General features: G+C 69.8%; 19 protein-coding genes. 11 read left to right on the top strand and 8 right to left on the bottom strand.

What is annotated here, in order from left to right:
• Window positions 1–42: 42 nt before the first annotated feature.
• From rpsB to M2283_RS32915, 5 genes are all read left to right on the top strand, one after another.
• Window positions 43–1,044 (top strand): 30S ribosomal protein S2, encoded by a 1,002-nt coding sequence (gene rpsB, locus M2283_RS32935; protein ID WP_280880125.1) that lies wholly within the window; start codon window positions 43–45, stop codon window positions 1,042–1,044.
• Between the two features lie 181 nt (window positions 1,045–1,225).
• On the top strand, window positions 1,226–2,062 hold the full coding sequence (tsf, locus tag M2283_RS32930; protein ID WP_280880124.1) for a translation elongation factor Ts: 837 nt from the start codon (window positions 1,226–1,228) through the stop codon (window positions 2,060–2,062).
• A 189-nt stretch (window positions 2,063–2,251) separates the two neighbouring features.
• Window positions 2,252–3,010 (top strand): UMP kinase, encoded by a 759-nt coding sequence (gene pyrH, locus M2283_RS32925; RefSeq protein ID WP_280880123.1) that lies wholly within the window; start codon window positions 2,252–2,254, stop codon window positions 3,008–3,010.
• Window positions 3,011–3,157: 147 nt separating this feature from the next.
• Window positions 3,158–3,715 (top strand): ribosome recycling factor, encoded by a 558-nt coding sequence (gene frr / locus M2283_RS32920; RefSeq protein WP_280880122.1) that lies wholly within the window; start codon window positions 3,158–3,160, stop codon window positions 3,713–3,715.
• Window positions 3,715–4,836 carry a phosphatidate cytidylyltransferase gene (locus M2283_RS32915; protein ID WP_280880121.1) on the top strand — a complete coding sequence of 374 codons (1,122 nt, stop codon included), beginning with the start codon at window positions 3,715–3,717 and terminating at the stop codon, window positions 4,834–4,836. The genes frr and M2283_RS32915 overlap by 1 nt, the downstream gene beginning before the upstream one ends.
• 89 nt (window positions 4,837–4,925) lie before the next feature.
• Here the strand turns inward: M2283_RS32915 and M2283_RS32910 are convergent, their stop codons facing one another.
• Complete coding sequence (locus M2283_RS32910; RefSeq protein WP_280880120.1) at window positions 4,926–5,297, bottom strand: hypothetical protein; 372 nt, start codon at window positions 5,295–5,297, stop codon at window positions 4,926–4,928.
• Between the two features lie 142 nt (window positions 5,298–5,439).
• Between M2283_RS32910 and rlmN the strand changes: the two genes are divergently transcribed.
• The 5 genes from rlmN (at window position 5,440) to M2283_RS32885 (ending at window position 11,256) form a co-directional block, all read left to right on the top strand.
• Window positions 5,440–6,546, top strand: coding sequence for a 23S rRNA (adenine(2503)-C(2))-methyltransferase RlmN (gene rlmN, locus M2283_RS32905; RefSeq protein WP_280880119.1), 1,107 nt, complete (start codon window positions 5,440–5,442; stop codon window positions 6,544–6,546).
• A 126-nt stretch (window positions 6,547–6,672) separates the two neighbouring features.
• Entirely contained in the window at window positions 6,673–7,749 is a 1,077-nt protein-coding gene (locus M2283_RS32900) for a thiamine ABC transporter substrate-binding protein (protein WP_280880118.1), read from the top strand.
• Between the two features lie 62 nt (window positions 7,750–7,811).
• Window positions 7,812–9,413: an ABC transporter permease gene (locus M2283_RS32895; protein WP_280880117.1), complete on the top strand. Its 1,602-nt coding sequence runs from the start codon at window positions 7,812–7,814 to the stop codon at window positions 9,411–9,413.
• A complete protein-coding gene (locus M2283_RS32890; RefSeq protein WP_280880116.1) occupies window positions 9,414–10,433 on the top strand; it encodes an ABC transporter ATP-binding protein in 1,020 nt (339 codons plus the stop codon). It abuts the gene before it with no gap.
• 25 nt (window positions 10,434–10,458) lie between these two features.
• Entirely contained in the window at window positions 10,459–11,256 is a 798-nt protein-coding gene (locus tag M2283_RS32885; protein WP_280880115.1) for a maleylpyruvate isomerase family mycothiol-dependent enzyme, read from the top strand.
• A 131-nt stretch (window positions 11,257–11,387) separates the two neighbouring features.
• Here the strand turns inward: M2283_RS32885 and M2283_RS32880 are convergent, their stop codons facing one another.
• The 7 genes from M2283_RS32880 to M2283_RS32850 all read right to left on the bottom strand — a co-directional run bounded on the left by M2283_RS32880 (window position 11,388) and on the right by M2283_RS32850 (window position 18,104).
• Window positions 11,388–12,089: an LAETG motif-containing sortase-dependent surface protein gene (locus tag M2283_RS32880; RefSeq protein WP_280880114.1), complete on the bottom strand. Its 702-nt coding sequence runs from the start codon at window positions 12,087–12,089 to the stop codon at window positions 11,388–11,390.
• Window positions 12,090–12,250: 161 nt separating this feature from the next.
• The gene (locus tag M2283_RS32875; RefSeq protein ID WP_280880113.1) at window positions 12,251–13,372 is read right to left on the bottom strand and encodes an LOG family protein; all 1,122 of its coding nucleotides are present in this window, start codon (window positions 13,370–13,372) and stop codon (window positions 12,251–12,253) included.
• A gap of 25 nt (window positions 13,373–13,397) precedes the next feature.
• On the bottom strand, window positions 13,398–13,805 hold the full coding sequence (locus M2283_RS32870) for a VOC family protein (protein ID WP_280880112.1): 408 nt from the start codon (window positions 13,803–13,805) through the stop codon (window positions 13,398–13,400).
• A gap of 86 nt (window positions 13,806–13,891) precedes the next feature.
• Complete coding sequence (locus tag M2283_RS32865) at window positions 13,892–15,292, bottom strand: hypothetical protein (RefSeq protein ID WP_280880111.1); 1,401 nt, start codon at window positions 15,290–15,292, stop codon at window positions 13,892–13,894.
• The gene (locus tag M2283_RS32860; RefSeq protein WP_280880110.1) at window positions 15,274–16,014 is read right to left on the bottom strand and encodes an ABC transporter ATP-binding protein; all 741 of its coding nucleotides are present in this window, start codon (window positions 16,012–16,014) and stop codon (window positions 15,274–15,276) included. The genes M2283_RS32865 and M2283_RS32860 overlap by 19 nt, the downstream gene beginning before the upstream one ends.
• Window positions 16,015–16,218: 204 nt before the next feature.
• Entirely contained in the window at window positions 16,219–17,601 is a 1,383-nt protein-coding gene (locus M2283_RS32855) for an aspartate aminotransferase family protein (RefSeq protein ID WP_280880109.1), read from the bottom strand.
• Window positions 17,586–18,104 (bottom strand): Lrp/AsnC family transcriptional regulator, encoded by a 519-nt coding sequence (locus M2283_RS32850; protein ID WP_280880108.1) that lies wholly within the window; start codon window positions 18,102–18,104, stop codon window positions 17,586–17,588. Before M2283_RS32850 ends, M2283_RS32855 begins: the two co-directional genes overlap by 16 nt.
• Window positions 18,105–18,286: 182 nt before the next feature.
• Between M2283_RS32850 and M2283_RS32845 the strand changes: the two genes are divergently transcribed.
• The gene (locus M2283_RS32845; RefSeq protein ID WP_280880107.1) at window positions 18,287–19,735 is read left to right on the top strand and encodes a gamma-aminobutyraldehyde dehydrogenase; all 1,449 of its coding nucleotides are present in this window, start codon (window positions 18,287–18,289) and stop codon (window positions 19,733–19,735) included.
• Window positions 19,736–19,789 lie beyond the last annotated feature (54 nt).

The raw sequence follows: 19,789 nt of genomic DNA, 5'->3' as shown, positions 1-19,789 counted from the left end.
CCGGCATCCGCGGCAGAACCGAGAACACCAAGGAGTACGGCCATGGCCGTCGTCACGATGCGGGAGCTGCTGGAAAGCGGCGTCCACTTCGGTCACCAGACCCGTCGTTGGAACCCGAAGATGAAGCGGTTCATCTTCACGGAGCGCAACGGCATCTACATCATCGACCTGCTCCAGTCGCTGTCGTACATCGACCGCGCCTACGAGTTCGTCAAGGAGACCGTCGCCCACGGCGGCACGGTCATGTTCGTCGGCACGAAGAAGCAGGCGCAGGAGGCCATCGCCGAGCAGGCCACCCGCGTCGGCATGCCCTTCGTCAACCAGCGCTGGCTGGGCGGCATGCTCACCAACTTCTCCACCGTCTACAAGCGTCTGCAGCGCCTCAAGGAGCTTGAGCAGATCGACTTCGAGGACGTCGCCGCGTCCGGTCTCACCAAGAAGGAGCTTCTCGTGCTCTCGCGCGAGAAGGCCAAGCTGGAGAAGACCCTCGGTGGTATCCGCGAGATGTCCAAGGTGCCCAGCGCCGTCTGGATCGTGGACACCAAGAAGGAGCACATCGCGGTCGGTGAGGCCCGGAAGCTCAACATCCCGGTCGTCGCCATCCTCGACACCAACTGTGACCCCGACGAGGTCGACTACAAGATCCCGGGCAACGACGACGCGATCCGCTCCGTCACCCTGCTCACCCGTGTGATCGCGGACGCGGTCGCCGAGGGCCTCATCTCCCGCTCCGGTGTCGCCACCGAGGGCAAGGGCGACAAGGCCGCGGGCGAGCCGCTGGCCGCGTGGGAGCGCGACCTGCTCGAGGGTGAGAAGAAGGCGGACGAGGCTCCGGCGGCCGAGGCCGAGGTGCAGACCTCTGCCGAGACCGAGAAGGTCGCCGACGCCGAGCAGGCCGAGGCTCCGGCTGCCGTCGAGGCCGCTGTCGAGGCCCCCGAGGCCGAGGCGCCTGCCGCCGAGGCTGCTGAGGCTCCGGCTGCTGAGGCCCCCGAGGCCGAGGCTCCGGCTGCTGAGGCTCCGGCCGCGGACGTCGAGCAGGCCTGACCGTAAGCGTCAGTGTTGACGGCGGGAGCGGTACTGCATCAGAAGCGCCTTCGGGCGCGGTGAAGTCCGCTCCCGCCGTTCACCTGTAGGTCGGCGGAGAGTCAGCGGCCCCCGACTAGACGGGGGTCGTGGACCCCGTAGATCTTCGATCTTCCAGACTTCCAGAAAGATTCACAGACTCATGGCGAACTACACCGCCGCCGACGTCAAGAAGCTTCGTGAGCTCACCGGCGCCGGCATGATGGACTGCAAGAAGGCGCTGGACGAGGCCGACGGCAACGTCGAGAAGGCCGTCGAGGCGCTCCGTATCAAGGGCCAGAAGGGCGTCGCCAAGCGCGAGGGCCGCTCCGCCGAGAACGGCGCCGTGGTCTCCGTCATCGCCGACGACAACTCCTCCGGCGTGCTGGTCGAGCTGAAGTGCGAGACGGACTTCGTCGCCAAGAGCGAGAAGTTCCAGGTCGTCGCCAACCAGATCGCCGAGCACGTCGCCAAGACCGCTCCGGCCGACCTGGCCGCCCTGCTCGCCTCCGAGATCGAGGCCGGCAAGACCGTCCAGGCGTTCGTGGACGAGGCCAACGCCAACCTCGGCGAGAAGATCGTCCTGGACCGCTTCGCGGCGTTCGCCGACGGCTTCGTGACCGCGTACATGCACCGCACGATGCCCGACCTGCCCCCGCAGATCGGTGTCCTGGTCGAGTTCGACAAGCCGAACGCCGAGGTCGCCAGGGGCGTCGCCCAGCACATCGCCGCCTTCGCGCCGAAGTACCTGGCCAAGGAGGACGTGCCGGCCGAGGTCGTCGAGTCCGAGCGCCGTGTCGCCGAGGAGACCACCCGCGCCGAGGGCAAGCCCGAGGCCGCGATCGCGAAGATCGTCGAGGGTCGCGTCAACGGTTTCTTCAAGGACGCGACGCTGCTCGGTCAGCCCTACGCGCTCGACCCCAAGAAGTCCGTCCAGAAGATCCTGGACGAGGCCGGTGTCACCCTGAAGCGCTTCACGCGCATCAAGGTCGGCATCTGAGTCCGTGCCGCGATCGGCGCCCGGCCCCGATAGGGTCGGACGCAGTCGTCCGGTACGCCGTCACGCGCGCGCGTGACGGACGACAGCAGATCTGACGAGGAGGCCATTGCCGAGCATGGGATGCGATCGACACCCCACCGGCAGTGGCCTTCTTTGTATGTGCACGACGTGAAAGAGGCGGGATCTCCCATGACCACCAAGCCCCAGAAGAGCGACGACGGCAAAGTACGCGGCCGGTTCATGTTGAAGCTGTCCGGAGAGGCCTTCTCCGGCGGCGGGGGCCTGGGCGTCGACCCGGACGTGGTGCACAAGATCGCCCGCGAGATCGCGGCCGTCGTGCGGGACGGCGCCCAGGTCGCCGTCGTCATCGGCGGCGGCAACTTCTTCCGCGGCGCCGAACTCCAGCAGCGCGGCATGGACCGGGCCCGCTCGGACTACATGGGCATGCTCGGCACGGTCATGAACTGCCTCGCCCTCCAGGACTTCCTGGAGAAGGAGGGCATCGACAGCCGGGTGCAGACCGCCATCACCATGGGCCAGGTCGCCGAGCCGTACATCCCGCTGCGCGCCGTGCGCCACCTGGAGAAGGGCCGCGTGGTCATCTTCGGCGCCGGTATGGGCATGCCGTACTTCTCCACCGACACCACCGCCGCCCAGCGCGCCCTGGAGATCGACGCCGAGGCGCTGCTGATGGGCAAGAACGGCGTGGACGGGGTCTACGACTCCGACCCGAAGGCCAACCCCGAGGCCGTCCGATTCGACTCCCTCAGCTACGGCGAGGTCATCACCCGCGACCTTAAGGTCGCCGACATGACCGCCATCACGCTGTGCCGCGACAACAAGCTTCCGATCCTGGTCTTCGAGCTTCTGGCCGAGGGCAATATCGCCCGCGCCGTCAAGGGTGAGAAGATCGGCACGCTGGTGGGTGAACAGGGCGGCCGGGACTGACGGGCAACACCACCCACGGACCCTGACCGGGGGATGGACAATGTCCCGCCGGTCGGGAACCGTGCAGAAAGAAGACGCGACGCAGCCGGCCGCCGCCCCATCAAGGAACCGCAGCCGGGCCTCACTCAAGACACGCAGGAGCAAGTGGTGATCGAAGAGACCCTCCTCGAGGCCGAGGAGAAGATGGAGAAGGCCGTCGTGGTCGCCAAGGAGGACTTCGCCGCGATCCGTACCGGTCGAGCGCACCCGGCGATGTTCAACAAGATCGTGGCCGACTACTACGGTGCGCCGACGCCGATCAACCAGCTGGCTTCGTTCTCCGTGCCGGAGCCGCGGATGGCGGTGGTGACCCCGTTCGACAAGACCGCCATGCGCAACATCGAGCAGGCGATCCGCGACTCGGACCTGGGCGTCAACCCGAGCAACGACGGCAACATCATCCGGGTGGTGTTCCCCGAGCTGACCGAGGAGCGCCGCAAGGACTACATCAAGGTCGCCCGGACCAAGGCCGAGGACTCCAAGATCTCGATCCGCTCCGTGCGCCGCAAGGCCAAGGACACCATCGACAAGCTGATCAAGGACGGCGAGATCGGTGAGGACGAGGGCCGCCGTGCGGAGAAGGAGCTCGACGACACCACGCACAAGTACGTCGCCCAGGTGGACGAGCTCCTGAAGCACAAGGAAGCGGAGCTGCTCGAGGTCTGATGAACGACTCTTCCTGGGGGGCGCCGCCACAGACCGGGTACTGGGGGCCGTCCGACCAGGGGCCTGTCCAGGGGGCTGCCCCGGCGGGTCCCGCCTATGATGCGCCTGAGGCGCAGCAGACTCGCCCCATGCCCATCGTGCCCGACGGACCCGCGTACGGCGGAGACCAGGATGACGACCAGGGGGCCGCTCGGCTGAGCGGTCCCTTGTTCCGCGACGAATCGCCGCAGGCGCAGCACTACGCCGCGCCGCAGAATCCGGAGCCCATGCCCGACGCCCCGCAGCCGGCGCCCCGCCCGCAGAAGAAGAGCGCGGGACGCGACCTGGGTGCGGCCATAGGAGTCGGCGTCGGGCTCGGTGCCGTGATCGTCGCGTCCCTGTTCGTCGTCAAGGCCGCCTTCGTCGGGGTGATAGCGGTCGCCGTCGTCGTCGGCCTCTGGGAGCTGACCAGTCGGCTCCAGGAGCGCAAGGGCATCAAGGCGCCCTTGGTCCCGCTGGCGCTCGGCGGCGCGGCGATGGTCGTCTCCGGGTACGTGCGGGGCGCCGAGGGGGCCTGGGTCGCCATGGCGCTCACGGCGCTCGCCGTCCTCGTATGGCGTATGACGGAGCCGCCGGAGGGCTACCTCAAGGACGTCACGGCGGGCGTCTTCGCGGCCTTCTACGTGCCGTTCCTGGCCACGTTCGTCGCGATGATGCTGACCGCCGACGACGGGCCCTGGCGGGTCCTGACGTTCCTGGTGCTGACCGTGGTGAGCGATACGGGCGCGTACGCCGTCGGCTGGCGGTTCGGCCGGCACAAGCTCGCCCCGCGCATCAGCCCCGGCAAGACCCGCGAGGGGCTGTTCGGCGCGGTGAGCTTCGCCATGGTGGCGGGGGCGCTGCTCATGCAGTTCCTGATCGACGACGGCACCTGGTGGCAGGGCCTCCTGCTCGGCCTCGCGGTCGCGGCCAGTGCCACGCTGGGCGACCTCGGCGAGTCGATGATCAAGCGGGACCTCGGCATCAAGGACATGGGCACGCTGCTGCCGGGCCACGGCGGCATCATGGACCGCCTGGACTCGCTCCTGCCGACGGCCCCGGTGGTCTGGCTGCTGCTGGTGCTGTTCGTGGGCTCGGGCTGACGGAACGACCCTGTGTGACCGGTGTGACCTGTGGAGCCCTCGCCCTTCTTCTCGGGCGGGGGCTCTCGCACGTCCTACGAGTACACGTCCTACGAGCACACGTCCTTGAACTTGTCGGCCGCCTTGTCGATCTCGTCGGAGTCGGGGTGCTCGCCGTTCAGGACGGCCTTGTTGTAGTCGGCGATCGCCTTGTTCAACTCGCGCACGGCCTTCCCGACCTTGCTGTCGTCGGTCCTGACCTCGATCTCGTCGAGCTTCTGGGAGTCCGGCGTCTCATGGATCGCCCTGAGACCGTCGACGAAGTCGTCGTAGTTGCGCGCACAGTCCAGCGAGTCGCTCACGCTGCCGGGGTCGTCGGGGTCACATCCGGTGGCGAGCCCGGCGGTCAGGGCGACGGCTGCCACGGCGGTGGCGATGGTGGTGACACGGCGTCGGCGGTGGTGGTGACGGTCGGCGGCCATGGGGCGGTCCCCTCGTGGAAGGCGTGGGTGGTGCTCTGTGGGGTCCACGATTCCGGGGTGGGGGGTGCCGCGACGATGGCGTAGGTACCCGTATCCACAGTGGAGCGGGCTACACCGGGGGATCTGCGACACTGGATGGGTTATGCCTGCACCCGGAGAACTCACTTTCGTCGCCCCCCGCGGAGCCAAGAAGCCGCCGCGGCATCTTGCCGATCTCACTCCCGCCGAGCGTAAAGACGCTGTGGCCGAGGTCGGGGAGAAGCCGTTTCGTGCCAAGCAGCTCTCGCAGCACTACTTCGCGCGGTACGCGCACGACCCGGCGGAGTGGACGGATATCCCGGCCGGTTCGCGGGAGAAGCTGCGTGAGGCGCTGCTGCCCGAGTTGATGACGGTCGTGCGGCATCTGTCGACCGACGAGGGCACCACCCGTAAGACGCTGTGGCGGATGCTCGACGGGACGCTCGTCGAGTCGGTGCTGATGCGGTACCCGGACCGGGTGACCATGTGCATCAGTTCGCAGGCCGGGTGCGGGATGAACTGCCCGTTCTGTGCGACCGGGCAGGCCGGGCTCGACCGGAACCTGTCCAGCGCCGAGATCGTCCACCAGATCGTGGACGGGATGCGGGCGCTGCGGGACGGAGAGGTCCCGGGCGGGCCCGCGCGGCTGTCCAACATCGTCTTCATGGGGATGGGCGAGCCGCTCGCCAACTACAAGCGGGTCGTGCAGTCCATCCGGGCGCTGACCGACCCCGCGCCCGACGGGCTCGGGCTGTCGCAGCGTGGGATCACCGTGTCGACGGTCGGGCTGGTGCCGGCCATCCACCGGTTCGCCGACGAGGGCTTCAAGTGCCGGCTCGCGATCTCGCTGCACGCGCCCGACGACGAGCTGCGCGACACCCTCGTCCCCGTGAACACACGGTGGAAGGTGCGCGAGGTCCTCGACGCCGGGTTCGAGTACGTGCAGAAGAGCGGGCGGCGGCTGTCCATCGAGTACGCGCTCATCCGGGACATCAATGACCAGGCGTGGCGCGGAGACCGGCTCGGGCGGCTGCTCCGGGGCAAGCCCGTGCACGTCAATCTGATCCCGCTGAACCCGACCCCGGGCTCGAAGTGGACGGCGTCCCGGCCCGAGGACGAGAAGGCGTTCGTCGAGGCCATCGCGGCGCACGGAGTGGCGGTCACCGTCCGGGACACCCGTGGTCAGGAGATCGACGGTGCCTGTGGCCAGCTGGCGGCCACCGAGCGGTAATCTTTCTCCGTACGTACATCTTCATATCCGACAGGGGAGCGCGACAGCGCTGAGAGTGCGGCAACCGGGCCGCAGACCCTCTGAACCTCGCCCAGGTCATTCTGGGTAGGAAGTTCGGTCATCACCGTGAATACCAAGAAGTATTGGGCTGCCGTCGTCTGCCTCGGCCTCGTCACGCTCTGCGCGTGCGGGTCGTCCGACAGCGGCAGCGGCTCGGCGGGCTCCAAGACCGTCACCCTCGTCAGCCACGACTCGTGGGCCGTCTCCAAGAGCGTGCTCCAGGACTTCGAGAAGCAGTCCGGGTACAAGGTGCGGGTCCTCAAGGACGGCGACGCCGGGCAGGCCGTCAACAAGGCCATCCTCACCAAGGACAACCCCCAGGGCGACGTCTTCTTCGGCGTCGACAACACCCTGCTCTCCCGGGCGCTCGACAACGGGCTGTTCCAGCCGTACGAGGCCAAGGGGCTCGGGCAGGTCGACAGCGCGTACCAGCTCGACGCCGGCAAGCACCGGGTCACGCCCATCGACTACGGCGACATCTGCGTCAACTACGACAAGAAGTACTTCGCCGATCACAAGCTGGCCCCGCCCACGTCCTACGACGATCTGATCAAGCCCGCCTACAAGAACCTCCTCGTCACCGAGAACGCCGCCACCTCCTCGCCCGGCCTCGGCTTCCTGCTCGGGACCGCCGCCAAGTACGGCGACGCCGGCTGGGAGGCGTACTGGAAGAAGCTCAAGGCGAACGGCGTCAAGGTCGTCGACGGCTGGGAGCAGGCCTACAACGAGGAGTTCTCCGGTTCCGCCGGTGGCAAGAAGACCAAGGCCGACCGGCCGCTCGTCGTGTCGTACGCCTCCTCGCCGCCCGCCGAGGTGATCTACGCCGACCCCAAGCCGACGACCGCGCCGACTGGCGTCGCGACGGGCACCTGCTTCCGGCAGATCGAGTTCGCGGGACTGCTCAGCAACGCGAAGAACACCGCGGGCGGCAAGGCGCTGATCGACTTCCTGGTCTCCAAGGAGTTCCAGGAGGACATGCCGCTGAACATGTTCGTCTACCCCGTGCTCAAGGGGGCGGCCGTGCCCGCCGAGTTCACGAAGTACGGGCCCGCCGCCAAGGATCCCGAGACCGTGGCGCCCGACAAGATCGCCGCCAACCGCGACCAGTGGGTCAAGTCGTGGACGTCACTCGTACTGAAGTAGCCGTCAGGCGGCCGGAGTCGGCCGGCAGGAGGCGGAGCGGGAACGCGGCGCGGCTCGGGCTCATGGCCCTGCCCGTCGCCTTCTTCGGCGTCTTCTTCGCCTGGCCGGTCGCCGCGATCGTCGCGCGCGGGCTCAAGGTCGAGGGGGTATGGCGGTTCGGGCGGATCGTGGACGTCCTCGGGCAGTCCGACATCCGGCACGTGCTGTGGTTCACCACCTGGCAGGCGTTCGCGTCCACCGCGCTCACCCTGGCGATCGCCCTGCCCGGTGCCTACGTCTTCGCCCGCTACGACTTCCCCGGCAAACACGTCCTGCGCGCGGTCGTCACCGTCCCCTTCGTACTGCCGACGGTCGTCGTCGGTACGGCGTTCCTGGCGCTGGTCGGGCGCGGGGGACTTCTCGACGAGCTGTGGGGCGTACGCCTGGACACGACGGTCTGGGCCATCCTGCTCGCGCACGTCTTCTTCAACTACGCGGTCGTCGTACGGACCGTGGGCGGCCTGTGGGCGCAGCTGGACCCGCGGCAGGAGGAGGCGGCCCGGATGCTCGGGGCCTCGCCACTGCGGGCCTGGCGCAGGGTCACGCTGCCCGCGCTGGCGCCCGCGGTGGCGGCCGCCGCGCTGATGGTCTTCCTGTTCACCTTCACCTCCTTCGGGGTCGTGCAGATCCTCGGCGGGCCGACCTTCTCCACCCTGGAGGTGGAGATCTACCGGCAGACCTCCGAGATCTTCGACCTCTCCACGGCCGCCGTCCTCACGATCGTCCAGTTCGTCGCGGTCGGCGCGATCCTCGCCGTGCACGCCTGGACCGTACGGTGGCGGGAGACCGCGCTGCGGCTGGTCGACGCGTCGGTGACGTCACACCGGCCGCGCGGGGCCCGGCAGTGGGCGCTGCTGGCGGGGGTCCTCGCCACCGTCCTCGTACTCCTCGTCCTGCCGCTGGCCGTGCTGGTGCAACGGTCCCTGGGCGCCCCGGACTTCGGCTACTACCGGGCGCTCACCTCCGAGGACGGCGGGACCTTCCTCGTGCCGCCGATCGAGGCGATCGGCAACTCCCTCGAATACGCCCTCGCCGCGACCGGGATCGCCGTGCTGATCGGAGGTCTGGCCGCCGCGGCCCTCGCGCGCCGGGACGCCGGCCGGCTGGTGCGGGGCTTCGACGCGCTGCTGATGCTGCCGCTCGGGGTGTCCGCGGTGACCGTCGGGTTCGGCTTCCTGATCGCCCTGGACAAGCCGCCGTTGGACCTCAGGAGCAGCTGGATCCTGGTGCCGCTGGCGCAGGCCCTGGTGGGCGTCCCTTTCGTCGTACGGACCATGCTGCCCGTGCTGCGGGCCGTGGACGGGCGGCTGCGGGAGGCGGCGGCGGTGCTCGGGGCGTCGCCGTGGCGGGTGTGGCGCGAGGTCGATCTGCCGTTGGTGCGGCGGGCGGCGCTGGTCGCGGCCGGGTTCGCGTTCGCCGTGTCGCTGGGGGAGTTCGGGGCGACGGTGTTCATCGCGCGGCCCGACAATCCGACGCTGCCGGTCGCGGTGGCGCGGCTGCTCGGGCGGCCCGGCGACCTCAACTACGGGCAGGCGATGGCCCTTTCGACGATTCTGATGGTGGTGTGCGCGGTGGCGCTGCTGGTCCTTGAGCGGCTCCGCACGGACCGGACCGGGGAGTTCTAGATGCTGCTGAGCCTTGAGGACGCGACCGTGCGGTTCGGTGAGCGGGCCGTGCTGGACGCCGTCGGCCTCGATGTCGCCGAGCACGAGATCGTGTGCGTGCTCGGGCCGAGCGGCAGCGGCAAGTCGACGCTGCTGCGGGCGGTGGCCGGGCTGCAACCCCTCACCGCCGGGCGGGTGTTGCTCGACGGCCGCGACCAGGCGGGGGTGCCCGCGCATCGGCGGGGCGTGGGCCTGATGTTCCAGGACCACCAGCTGTTCCCACAGCGGGACGTGGGCGGAAACGTGGCCTTCGGGCTGCGGATGCACGGCGCCGCCAAGGGTGAACAGGCCGAGCGGGTGCGGGAGTTGCTCGACCTCGTCGGGCTGCCGGGCGCCGGCCGTCGGGCCGTCGGCTCACTCTCCGGCGGTGAGCAGCAGCGGGTGGCGCTCGCCCGTGCGCTCGCGCCCCGGCCGCGGTTGCTGATGCTGGACGAGCCGCTCGGGCAGCTCGACCGGTCGCTGCGGGAGCGGTTGGTCGTCGAACTCCGGGAGCTGTTCGGGCGGTTGGGTACGACCGTGCTCGCCGTGACGCACGACCAGGGAGAGGCCTTCGCGCTAGCCGACCGGGTCGTGGTGATGCGGGACGGGCGGATCGCGCAGTCCGGTACGCCACTTGAGGTCTGGAAGCACCCCGCCGACGAGTTCGTGGCCCGTTTCCTCGGCTTCGACAACGTGGTGGAGGGTTCGGTCGCCGGGCAGTTCGCGGTGACCCCCTGGGGCAAGCTCCCCGTCCCCGAGGGCGCCCCCCAGGGGTCGCGCACGCTCCTCGTACGGCCCGCCGGCGTACGCCTGGTGCCCGCCGACGAGGGACTGCGCTGCACGGTCACCGCACGCGCCTTCAAGGGCACCCATGTCGCCGTACACCTCCAACCGCCGGACGCGCCCCGGCTGGAGGCGGCGTGCGCGCTGCGGGAGGCGCCGGCGGTCGGGGACACGGTCGGCGTGGAGTTCGACGCGGCCGAAATCGCCGTCCTCGGCTGATCGGAACCTCCGTAGGGTGCGGGGCATGACGCCGCTCGCACATGACCGCTACTGCGCCGAGATCGCCTATCAGACGGCCGAGTTGAGAGCCGTGGTGACGTCCGGCGCCGACCTGTCCGCGACCGTACCGACCTGCCCCGACTGGTCGCTGGAACAGCTCGTGCGGCACATGGGCGTCGCCCTGCGCTGGACGGAACTGCTGGTGCGCACCCGGGCCCAGGAGCCCGTCCCCGGCGAGCGGGTGCCCGGGGTCGCCGGTCCCGAGGCACGGGGCGACGCCGCCGCGCTGGACGCATGGCTCGCCGAGGCCGGTGAGGGGGTCGTGGGCGCCCTGCGGGAGGCCGGGCCGGACACGAAGGTCTGGGGGTGGGCCGGGGTGCTCAACGCGGGCTTCTGGGCCCGCCGGATGACGCACGAGATCACCGTCCACCGCGCCGACGCCACACTCGCCGCCGGGCTGCCCTACGAGGTCGCACAGGACGTGGCCGCGGACGCACTCGACGAGTGGCTGGAGATCGTGGCGTACATCCAACGGACGCGGCCGCACCCGGCGGCCGAGGAGCTGCGCGGACCGGGCCGCCGCGGCATCCACCTGCACGCCACCGACACCGCCCCCGGCCTGAACGCCGAGTGGCTCGTCGAACTCACCGAGGACGGGGTCTCCTGGCGACGCGGCCACGAACGCGCGACGGTCGCCCTGCGCGGCCCGCTCACCTCCGTGCTGCTCGCCTTCTACCGTCGGCTGCCGCTGGACAGCCCGGAGTTGGAGGTGCTCGGCGAGCGGGAGCTGCTGGAGTTCTGGCTGGAGCGGGCGACGTTCTGAGGCCGCGGCCCCCTGCGGGCGCCTGACATGCCGTGCCGCGGGCGCCGTGACTGCCGCGGGCACCATGACATGCTTGTGGCCCGCCCCCTCGGTGTTCTGGGGACGGGCCACACACAAGTCCTACGAGGGCGTCAGCGACCGCTGTTGGCCCCACGACGGCGCATGCCGAAGAAGACGGCTCCGCCACCGACGACGACCAGGGCACCCGCGACACCGGCGATCATCGGGGTGTTGGAGTTGGCACCGGTCTCGGCGAGGTTGGAGTCACCGGCCGCCGGGGACGGCGCGTTGCTCGACGTGTCGGCCGGAGTGGTGGTGCTCTCCGACGGCGACGGGGTCGGGCTCTCGGACTCCTCGGCCGGGGGAGTGGTCTCCTCCGACGGCGGCGGCGTGGTGGCCGGCGGAGTCGTCTCGTCCTTCGAGCAGCCGGCGGACGGGGTCTTCAGGTTGCCCTCGATGTCCTTGTCGACGATCGGGTGCTCCTTGTCCTTCCCGGCCGTGACGTGGACGCGGTACTCGGCGTTCGGCGCCCAGTCCTCCTTGAAGGTGATGGTGACACCCTCGCGAGAACCGACGACGTCCTGCTCGCCGATCTGCTTGGAGTCGGCGCCGTTGTTCTCGAGGAACACGGTGATGGTCGCCGGGGTACCGGAGGCGTCTTTGTCGGTGACGGTGATGACACCGTTGGTGCCGTCGCACTTGGCTTCGGCGGAGAACTCACTGATGTTGCAGGCGAGCGCGTTACCGGCGACCCCCAGCGCGAGAGCGGTGGTGGCGGCGGCGACGCCCAGGACGCGCGCTGAACGGCGTGCGGTGCGGCGAGATATGGACACGTTTGCCCTTCACGGGATGAGCAACTGCGGGGGGCTTGGAGGGGAAGTGAGGCGACAGTGTGGCGAGGCTTCACGATCCCCAGGAGGCTCACAGGTCTATAAGCGTTCCATAAGTAGTGTCAATGCATATGCACAGTTGGAGCGTTGGCTTTGCCTTCTTATTAACCAGCGAGACGTTTCAGAGCCTCCGGAGCCTCCTCGATCCGGTCAACGAGGGCGATACGGGACTCCATCGACCGTTCCCGGGCGAGCGCCCGCAAGAGGGGCCACGCCGGCAGCCGCTCCGTCCAGTGCGCGCGATCGACCAGCACCATGGGCGTCGGTTCGCCGCGCGACTCGTAGTAGTTGGGCGTCGCGCTGTCGAAGATCTCCTGTACGGTCCCGGCGGCACCCGGCAGGAAAATCACGCCCGCGCCGGAGCGGGCCAGCAGGCCGTCCTCGCGGGTGGCGTTGGCGAAGTACTTGGCGATGTGCGACGCGAAGGGGTTCGGCGGCTCGTGGCCGTAGAACCACGTCGGGATGCCCACCGAGTGGTTGCCCTTCGGCCAGCGGGTGCGCACCTCGAAGGCGCGCTGGGCCCAGTCGGTGATCGAGGGGCTGAACGACGGGGAACCGGCCAGCAGTTCGCACGCCTCGTCCAGCATGGTGTCCTCGTAGGGCGCCGCGTACGCGCCCAGGTTCGCCGCCTCCATCGCGCCGGGCCCGCCCCCGGTCGCCACGGTGAACCCGGCGCGGCTCAGCTCACGGCCGAGGCGCGCGGCACCGGCGTAGGCCTGAGTCCCGCGCGCCATCGCGTGGCCGCCCATCACGCCCACCACCCGCGCCCCGCGCAGGAGTTCGTCGAGGGCGTCGGAGACCGAGTCGTCGTGGACGGCGCGCAGCATCGAGGCGTATATGTCGCCGTCGGCCTTGGTCCGCTGGAACCAGGCGTACGCGCGCGCGTCCGGGGTCTGCTCGTAGCCCTTGTCGAGCGAGGCGAACAGTTCGTCGGGCGTGTACAGATGGCCGCGGTAGGGGTCGAAGGGCAGGTTCGGGACCGGCGGGAAGACCAGGGCGCCGTCGGCGCGGACCTTCGCCGCGGCCTCCTCGCGCATCGGGCAGCCGAGGAAGACGGCGCCCGAGGTGTCGGTGGAGAGCAACTCCCGCGTACGGTCCGTCAGATCGACGGCCTGTACCCGGTGTCCGGCGAGGGTGCCGCGGGCCGAGACGGTCGCGTCGAAGTCCTCGACCGTCTCGATCTCGCGTTCGTCGTGGTGGGCCGCATGGGCCGGGCTCGTCTGCACGCGCCCATGCTAGGCACCCCGGAGGTCAGCCCTGGACCGCCGCCGGGTCCATCCACACGACCTCCCAGGAGTGGCCGTCGAGGTCGTCGAAGGAGCGGCCGTACATGAAGCCCTGGTCCTGGACGTCGTCGTTGGCGGTGCCGCCCGCCGCGGCCGCCTTGTTCACCAGCTCGTCGACCTTCTCGCGGCTCTCGGCGCTCAGACACAGCAGCACCTCGCTGGTCTTCGTGGAGTCCGCGATCTCCTTCTTGGTGAAGTCGGCGTAGCGCTGCTTGCTCAGGAACATCGCGATGATGGTGTCGCTGATCACGACACAGGCGCAGTCGTCGGTGCTGAACTGCGGGTTGATCGTGTAGCCGAGCTCTGTGTAGAACTTCTTCGACGCCGTGACGTCGTCGGTGGCCAGGTTCACGAAGATCATCTGCTGGTACATGGCTGGAGGGCTCCCGTCGAGTGTGTGCCGTTCGGTGGGGTAGACCGGCGGTCGGCACACAACTCATCGGTGCCCGGGAGATTCGTTCAGCGGGTCAGCGGCAGGGCCGCCAGCTCGGCCACGACCAGGGTCAGCGGGACGAACAGCGCCAGCAGGGCGCCGGCCCGGATCGCGGCGGCGCTGCGCAGCATCGTGGCGGGGGCGCCGAGACGGACGAGCGCGGCGGTGGTCTCGGCGCGGGCGTGCTTCGCCTCGACGGCCGCGGTCAGCAGGGTGGCCACGGTGCAGCCGGTGACCAGGAGCGTGCCGAGGGTGGTCAGGGGGCCGAAGTCGGGGCCGCCCGTGTCGTAGAGCGCGGTCATCGCGTACGCGCCGGCGGCCACCGCGCAGACGATGCCCAGGGGCCGGCCGATGCGGGTGGCCTCCTCCATGAGGACGCGGCCGGCCAGCAGACGGAGCGCGCCGGGGCGGGCGGACTGCAGGAGGCGGCCGCAGAGGTGGGTGAGGCCGGGGGCGGCCAGGGCCAGGCCCAGGGCGGCGAGGGCGAAGCCGGCGAGGATGGCGGGGGTGCCGGTGGTGAGGCCGCCGGGGAGGGCGAGGCGGGGGGTGGGGGTGGTGCGGCTCGCGTACGCCTCTACAGCGAGGCCTGCCGCGAGGATGGCGATGCCCCAGGGGAGGCCGACCGGGGCGGTTCGCGGTGCGGGGGAGGAGGCGGGCGCGGGGGCCGGTGCTTCAGTGGTGCCGTCGGCTGCGGCTGCGGCTTCGGCTGGGGAGTCGGCCTCGCTCGCCCGCGCTTGCGGGGTGCCGTCTCTCTGCGGGACGGGCGCCGCCCCAGCGGCACGACTGCCCGCGGACTGCGTGCGTAGGCGGGCGCCGAAGCGGCCGTACGCCCCGAAGGTTTCGCGGTCGGCCGAGCGGCCGTACGCCCCGAAGCGGCCGTATGACCGGCCTGCCACGCGTTCCTGGGGTGGGCGGACATCGCGGGGGCGTAGGACCAGGGCCACCGTCGTCGACGCGATCGCCGGGACCAGGGCCAGCAGGGTCAGGGCGGCCGGGAGCGGCAACGGGCTGTCCGCGGCCAGGAATTGGGCCGCCGCGCCGTCGAAGGGCATGCCGGTGAGGTCGCCGCGGAGGTGGAGGAAGAAGAGGAGGGCGAGCATCGAGCCGAGGAGGCATGACAGGGCCGTGGTGAGGGCCGAGACGGCCATCAGGCGGGCCGGGCCCAGGCCGATCGCCGCGAGGCCGGGGCGGGGCCTGGTGCCGGGGTCGGTGCGGGCCACCGCGACGGCGAAGTGGACGGTGGCCGCGAGCGGGGTCAGACACCAGGCCAGGCGCAGCAGCGAGGCACCGGCGTTGTCCGGGTGGCTCATCGCGTAGCCGAGGGTGCACAGGAACAGGAAGCCGGTGCCCGCCGAGGCCACCGCGACCAGGAGACGGCGCAGTTGTACGGCCGGGTGGGCGCCGCGGCTCAGACGGAGAGCGAGCACGCGGCCCGGCCTTCCGACTCGGTGACCGGGGGCAGGTGGACGGTGTTCACGCGCCGTCCGTCCAGCAGGGTGATCGTCCGGTCCGCCAAGGCCGCCGTGTCCGCGTCGTGGGTGGCCAGCACGACCGTGATGCCGTGCGAGCGGGCCGCCGTGGTGAGGGTGCGCAGGACCTGGGCGCGGTCGGCGCGGTGCAGCGGGGCCGTCGGCTCGTCCGCGAACAGGACCGTCGGGGCCGGGGCGAGCGCGCGGGCGATGGAGACGCGCTGGCGTTCCGACTGGAGGAGCTCGTGCGGGCGCTTGCGGGCCCGGTCGCCGATGTCCAGGCGCTCCAGCCACTCCAGGGCGGCGATCTTGGCACGCCGTCGGCTGGTGCCGCGCAGCATCAGGGGGAGGGCGGCGTTCTCCCAGACGTTCAGCTCGGGGACGAGCACGGGCGCCGGGTCGATCCAGCCGAAGCGGTCACGGCGCAGCCGTTCGCGGGTCATCGGGCCCATGGTGTGCACCGGCACGCTGTTGAACCACACCTCGCCGCGCTGGGCGGGCACCAGGCCGGACAGACAGCGCAGCAGCGTCGTCTTGCCGCTGCCCCGGGGGCCGCTGACGGCGAGGATCTCGCCCTGCTGGACGCCGAGCGAGACACCGCTGAGCGCGGGCGAGCCGTCCTTGTGCTGGAAGTGCAGGGCACGTGCCCAGAGCACGTCGTTGTCCGGCGGGGCCACCATCCGCGTACACCTCGTTCAGATCCGTATTTCCCGTGCCAATCCCCCGTGCGGGGGAACGAAGGCAGGGCCGATCGGTCACTGGCACGCTAGGCAGCGGGGGGCGGGAGGCCGGACAGCACACGGCCCCGGGCGCCCGTTTCTCACTCGAACGGGCGGTACCGGGGCCGGTATTGATCATCCAGACAGAAGATCAGTGCGCGAGGACTACAACTTCGTCCACGCCTCCGTCAGAGTCGCGCGCAGGATCTGCTCGATCTCGTCGAACGTCCCCTGGTCGGAGATCAGCGGCGGGGCGAGCTGGACGACCGGGTCGCCGCGGTCGTCGGCACGGCAGTACAGGCCGTTGTCGTACAGGGCCTTGGACAGGAAGCCGTACAGGATGCGCTCGGTCTCCTCGTCGTCGAAGGACTCCTTGGTCGCCTTGTCCTTCACCAGCTCGATGCCGTAGAAGAAGCCGTTGCCGCGGACGTCGCCGACGATCGGCAGGTCGTGGAGCTTCTCCAGGGTCGAGCGGAAGGCGCCCTCGTTGTCGAGCACGTGCTGGTTGAGGCCCTCGCGCTCGAACAGGTCGAGGTTGGCGAGGCCGACCGCCGCGGAGACCGGGTGGCCGCCGAAGGTGTAGCCGTGCAGGAAGGTGTTGTCGCCCTTGTAGAACGGCTCGGCCAGGCGGTCGGAGATGATGCAGGCGCCGATCGGGGAGTAGCCCGAGGTCATGCCCTTGGCGCAGGTGATCATGTCCGGTACGTAGTCGAACTTGTCGCAGGCGAACATCGTGCCGAGGCGGCCGAAGGCGCAGATGACCTCGTCCGACACCAGCAGCACGTCGTACTGGTCGCAGATCTCGCGCACCCGACGGAAGTAGCCGGGCGGGGGCGGGAAGCAGCCACCCGCGTTCTGCACGGGCTCCAGGAAGACCGCGGCGACCGTCTCCGGGCCCTCCATGAGGATCTGCTGCTCGATCTGGTCGGCGGCCCAGCGGCCGAAGGCCTCCGGGTCGTCGCCGAAGAGCTGGGCGCGGTAGATGTTGGTGTTCGGCACCTTGTGCGCGCCCGGGACGAGCGGCTCGAAGGGGGCCTTGAGGGCCGGCAGGCCGGTGATGGACAGGGCGCCCTGCGGGGTGCCGTGGTAGGCGACCGCGCGGGAGATGACCTTGTACTTGGTCGGCTTGCCCTGCAGCTTGAAGTACTGCTTCGCCAGCTTCCAGGCGGTCTCCACGGCCTCGCCGCCGCCGGTGGTGAAGAAGACCTTGTTCAGGTCGCCGGGGGCGTGGTGGGCGAGGCGCTCCGCGAGCTCGACGGCCTTGGGGTGGGCGTAGGACCACACCGGGAAGAAGGCCAGCTCCTGCGCCTGCTTGAAGGCCGCCTCGGCGAGCTCGACACGGCCGTGACCGGCCTGGACCACGAACAGACCCGCGAGACCGTCGAGGTAGCGCTTGCCCTTGTCGTCGTAGATGTAGGTGCCCTCGCCCCGGACGATGGTCGGGACGGGCGAGTTCTCGTACGAGGACATGCGGGTGAAGTGCATCCACAGGTGGTCGTACGCGGTCTTGCTGAGGTCCTTCTGGCTCACGGTTATCGGGTTCCCCACATGTAGGTCTGCTTCTTCAGCTTCAGATAGACGAAGCTTTCGGTGGAGCGCACTCCGGGCAGTGACCGGATGCGTTTGTTGATGACGTCCAGCAGGTGGTCGTCGTCCTCGCAGACGATCTCGGCGAGGATGTCGAACGAGCCCGCGGTCATCACCACGTACTCGACTTCCGGCATGTCGGTCAGCGCTTCCGCTATGGACTCGACATCGCCCTCCACGTTGACGCCCACCATCGCCTGCCTGCGGAAGCCCACGGTGAGCGGGTCCGTGACGGCGACGATCTGCATCACGCCCTGGTCGAGCAGCTTCTGGACGCGCTGCCGCACGGCCGCCTCGGACAGGCCAACGGCCTTGCCGATCGCGGCGTACGGCCGCCGGCCGTCCTCCTGGAGCTGCTCGATGATGGCGAGGGAGACGGCGTCCAGGTGCGGGCTGCTGCCGTTCCTGGACTCGCGGGAGTCCCTGTGCTCTGCGCTTCGACTGGCCACGACCTCACTGTGCACGACGTCTCGATTGTTCCGCAAGGGCGAAGCGATGAAATTCGTTGTTTACGTGACTGAGACCTGCGGATTTCGCAGCAATGCGGCGGCCAGGGGTGTTGAAAACGTGGGGCGGCGGATTAGGGTGGGTGTCTCAGCGACCGGACAGTACGAACTGGACATCACGACCTGACAGGAGGCCGGCAGTGAGCACCGAGCCGCGTGGGCTGCGCACACTACGGAACTACATCGCCGGTGAGTTCAAGGACGCCGCCGACGGCCGGACCACCGAGGTGGTCAACCCCGCGACGGGCGAGGCGTACGCGACCGCGCCGCTGTCCGGACAGGCGGACGTGGACGCCGCCATGGCGGCCGCCGCCGAGGCCTTCCCCGGCTGGCGCGACACGACGCCCGCCGAGCGGCAGAAGGCCCTGCTGAAGATCGCGGACGCCTTCGAGGAGCGCGCCGAGGAGCTGATCGCGGCCGAGGTGGAGAACACCGGAAAGCCGATCGGGCTCACGCGGTCCGAGGAGATCCCGCCGATGGTCGACCAGATCCGCTTCTTCGCGGGCGCGGCCCGGATGCTGGAGGGGCGCTCGGCCGGCGAGTACATGGACGGGATGACGTCGATCATCCGTCGTGAGCCGGTCGGTGTCTGCGCGCAGGTCGCGCCGTGGAACTACCCGATGATGATGGCCGTTTGGAAGTTCGCCCCGGCGCTCGCGGCGGGCAACTCCGTCGTGCTGAAGCCGTCGGACACCACCCCGGCGTCGACCGTCCTGATCGCGGAGATCATCGGGGGGATCCTGCCCAAGGGTGTCTTCAACGTCGTCACCGGCGACCGTGACACCGGCCGTCTGATGGTCGAGCACCCGACTCCGGCGATGGCCTCCATCACCGGGTCCGTGCGGGCGGGTATGTCCGTCGCCGAGTCCGCGGCCAAGGATCTCAAGCGGGTTCATCTGGAGCTGGGCGGCAAGGCGCCGGTCGTCGTCTTCGAGGACACGGATATCGCCAAGGCGGTCGAGGACATCTCCGTGGCGGGGTTCTTCAACGCGGGCCAGGACTGTACGGCGGCCACGCGGGTGCTCGTGCAGGAGGGGATCTACGAGGAGTTCGTGTCGGCGCTCGCGAAGGCCGCCGCCGAGACGAAGACCGGGCAGCCTGACGACGAGGACGTGCTGTTCGGGCCGCTCAACAACCCGAACCAGCTCAAGCAGGTGTCCGGGTTCATCGAGCGGCTGCCCGCGCACGCGAAGGTGGAGGCGGGCGGGCACCGGGTCGGTGACGTCGGGTACTTCTACGCGCCGACCGTCGTCTCCGGGCTGAAGCAGGACGACGAGATCATCCAGAACGAGGTCTTCGGGCCGGTCATCACCGTTCAGTCCTTCACGGACGAGGAGCAGGCGGTGTCCTGGGCCAACGGCGTCGACTACGCGCTTGCCTCGTCGGTGTGGACGAAGGACCACGGGCGGGCCATGCGGATGTCCAAGCGGCTGGACTTCGGGTGCGTGTGGATCAACACGCACATTCCGCTGGTCGCGGAGATGCCGCACGGTGGGTTCAAGAAGTCGGGCTACGGCAAGGACTTGTCGGGGTACGGGTTCGAGGACTACACGCGGATCAAGCACGTGATGACGTCGCTCGACGCGTAGACCTCCGGCGGTTCGGCGGTAGTTGAACGCGCGCGGCCCCGGACGGATCAAGTG

It is taken from the genome of Streptomyces pseudovenezuelae, from assembly GCF_029892565.1.
GTDB classification, from domain to species: Bacteria; Actinomycetota; Actinomycetes; order Streptomycetales; family Streptomycetaceae; genus Streptomyces; species Streptomyces pseudovenezuelae_A.
Note: the sequence above shows the minus strand (reverse complement) of the source record. Positions and strands in the feature narration are given on the sequence as shown.

What these genes read in the sequence shown, in the direction of transcription:
- rpsB (WP_280880125.1), top strand. Translation starts at nt 43, where the DNA reads ATGGCCGTCGTCACGATGCGGGAGCTGCTGGAAAGCGGCGTCCACTTC.
- tsf (WP_280880124.1), top strand. Translation starts at nt 1,226, where the DNA reads ATGGCGAACTACACCGCCGCCGACGTCAAGAAGCTTCGTGAGCTCACC.
- pyrH (WP_280880123.1), top strand. Translation starts at nt 2,252, where the DNA reads ATGACCACCAAGCCCCAGAAGAGCGACGACGGCAAAGTACGCGGCCGG.
- M2283_RS32915 (WP_280880121.1), top strand. Translation starts at nt 3,715, where the DNA reads ATGAACGACTCTTCCTGGGGGGCGCCGCCACAGACCGGGTACTGGGGG.
- M2283_RS32910 (WP_280880120.1), bottom strand. Translation starts at nt 5,297, where the DNA reads ATGGCCGCCGACCGTCACCACCACCGCCGACGCCGTGTCACCACCATC.
- rlmN (WP_280880119.1), top strand. Translation starts at nt 5,440, where the DNA reads ATGCCTGCACCCGGAGAACTCACTTTCGTCGCCCCCCGCGGAGCCAAG.
- M2283_RS32895 (WP_280880117.1), top strand. Translation starts at nt 7,812, where the DNA reads ATGGCCCTGCCCGTCGCCTTCTTCGGCGTCTTCTTCGCCTGGCCGGTC.
- M2283_RS32890 (WP_280880116.1), top strand. Translation starts at nt 9,414, where the DNA reads ATGCTGCTGAGCCTTGAGGACGCGACCGTGCGGTTCGGTGAGCGGGCC.
- M2283_RS32885 (WP_280880115.1), top strand. Translation starts at nt 10,459, where the DNA reads ATGACGCCGCTCGCACATGACCGCTACTGCGCCGAGATCGCCTATCAG.
- M2283_RS32870 (WP_280880112.1), bottom strand. Translation starts at nt 13,805, where the DNA reads ATGTACCAGCAGATGATCTTCGTGAACCTGGCCACCGACGACGTCACG.
- M2283_RS32860 (WP_280880110.1), bottom strand. Translation starts at nt 16,014, where the DNA reads ATGGTGGCCCCGCCGGACAACGACGTGCTCTGGGCACGTGCCCTGCAC.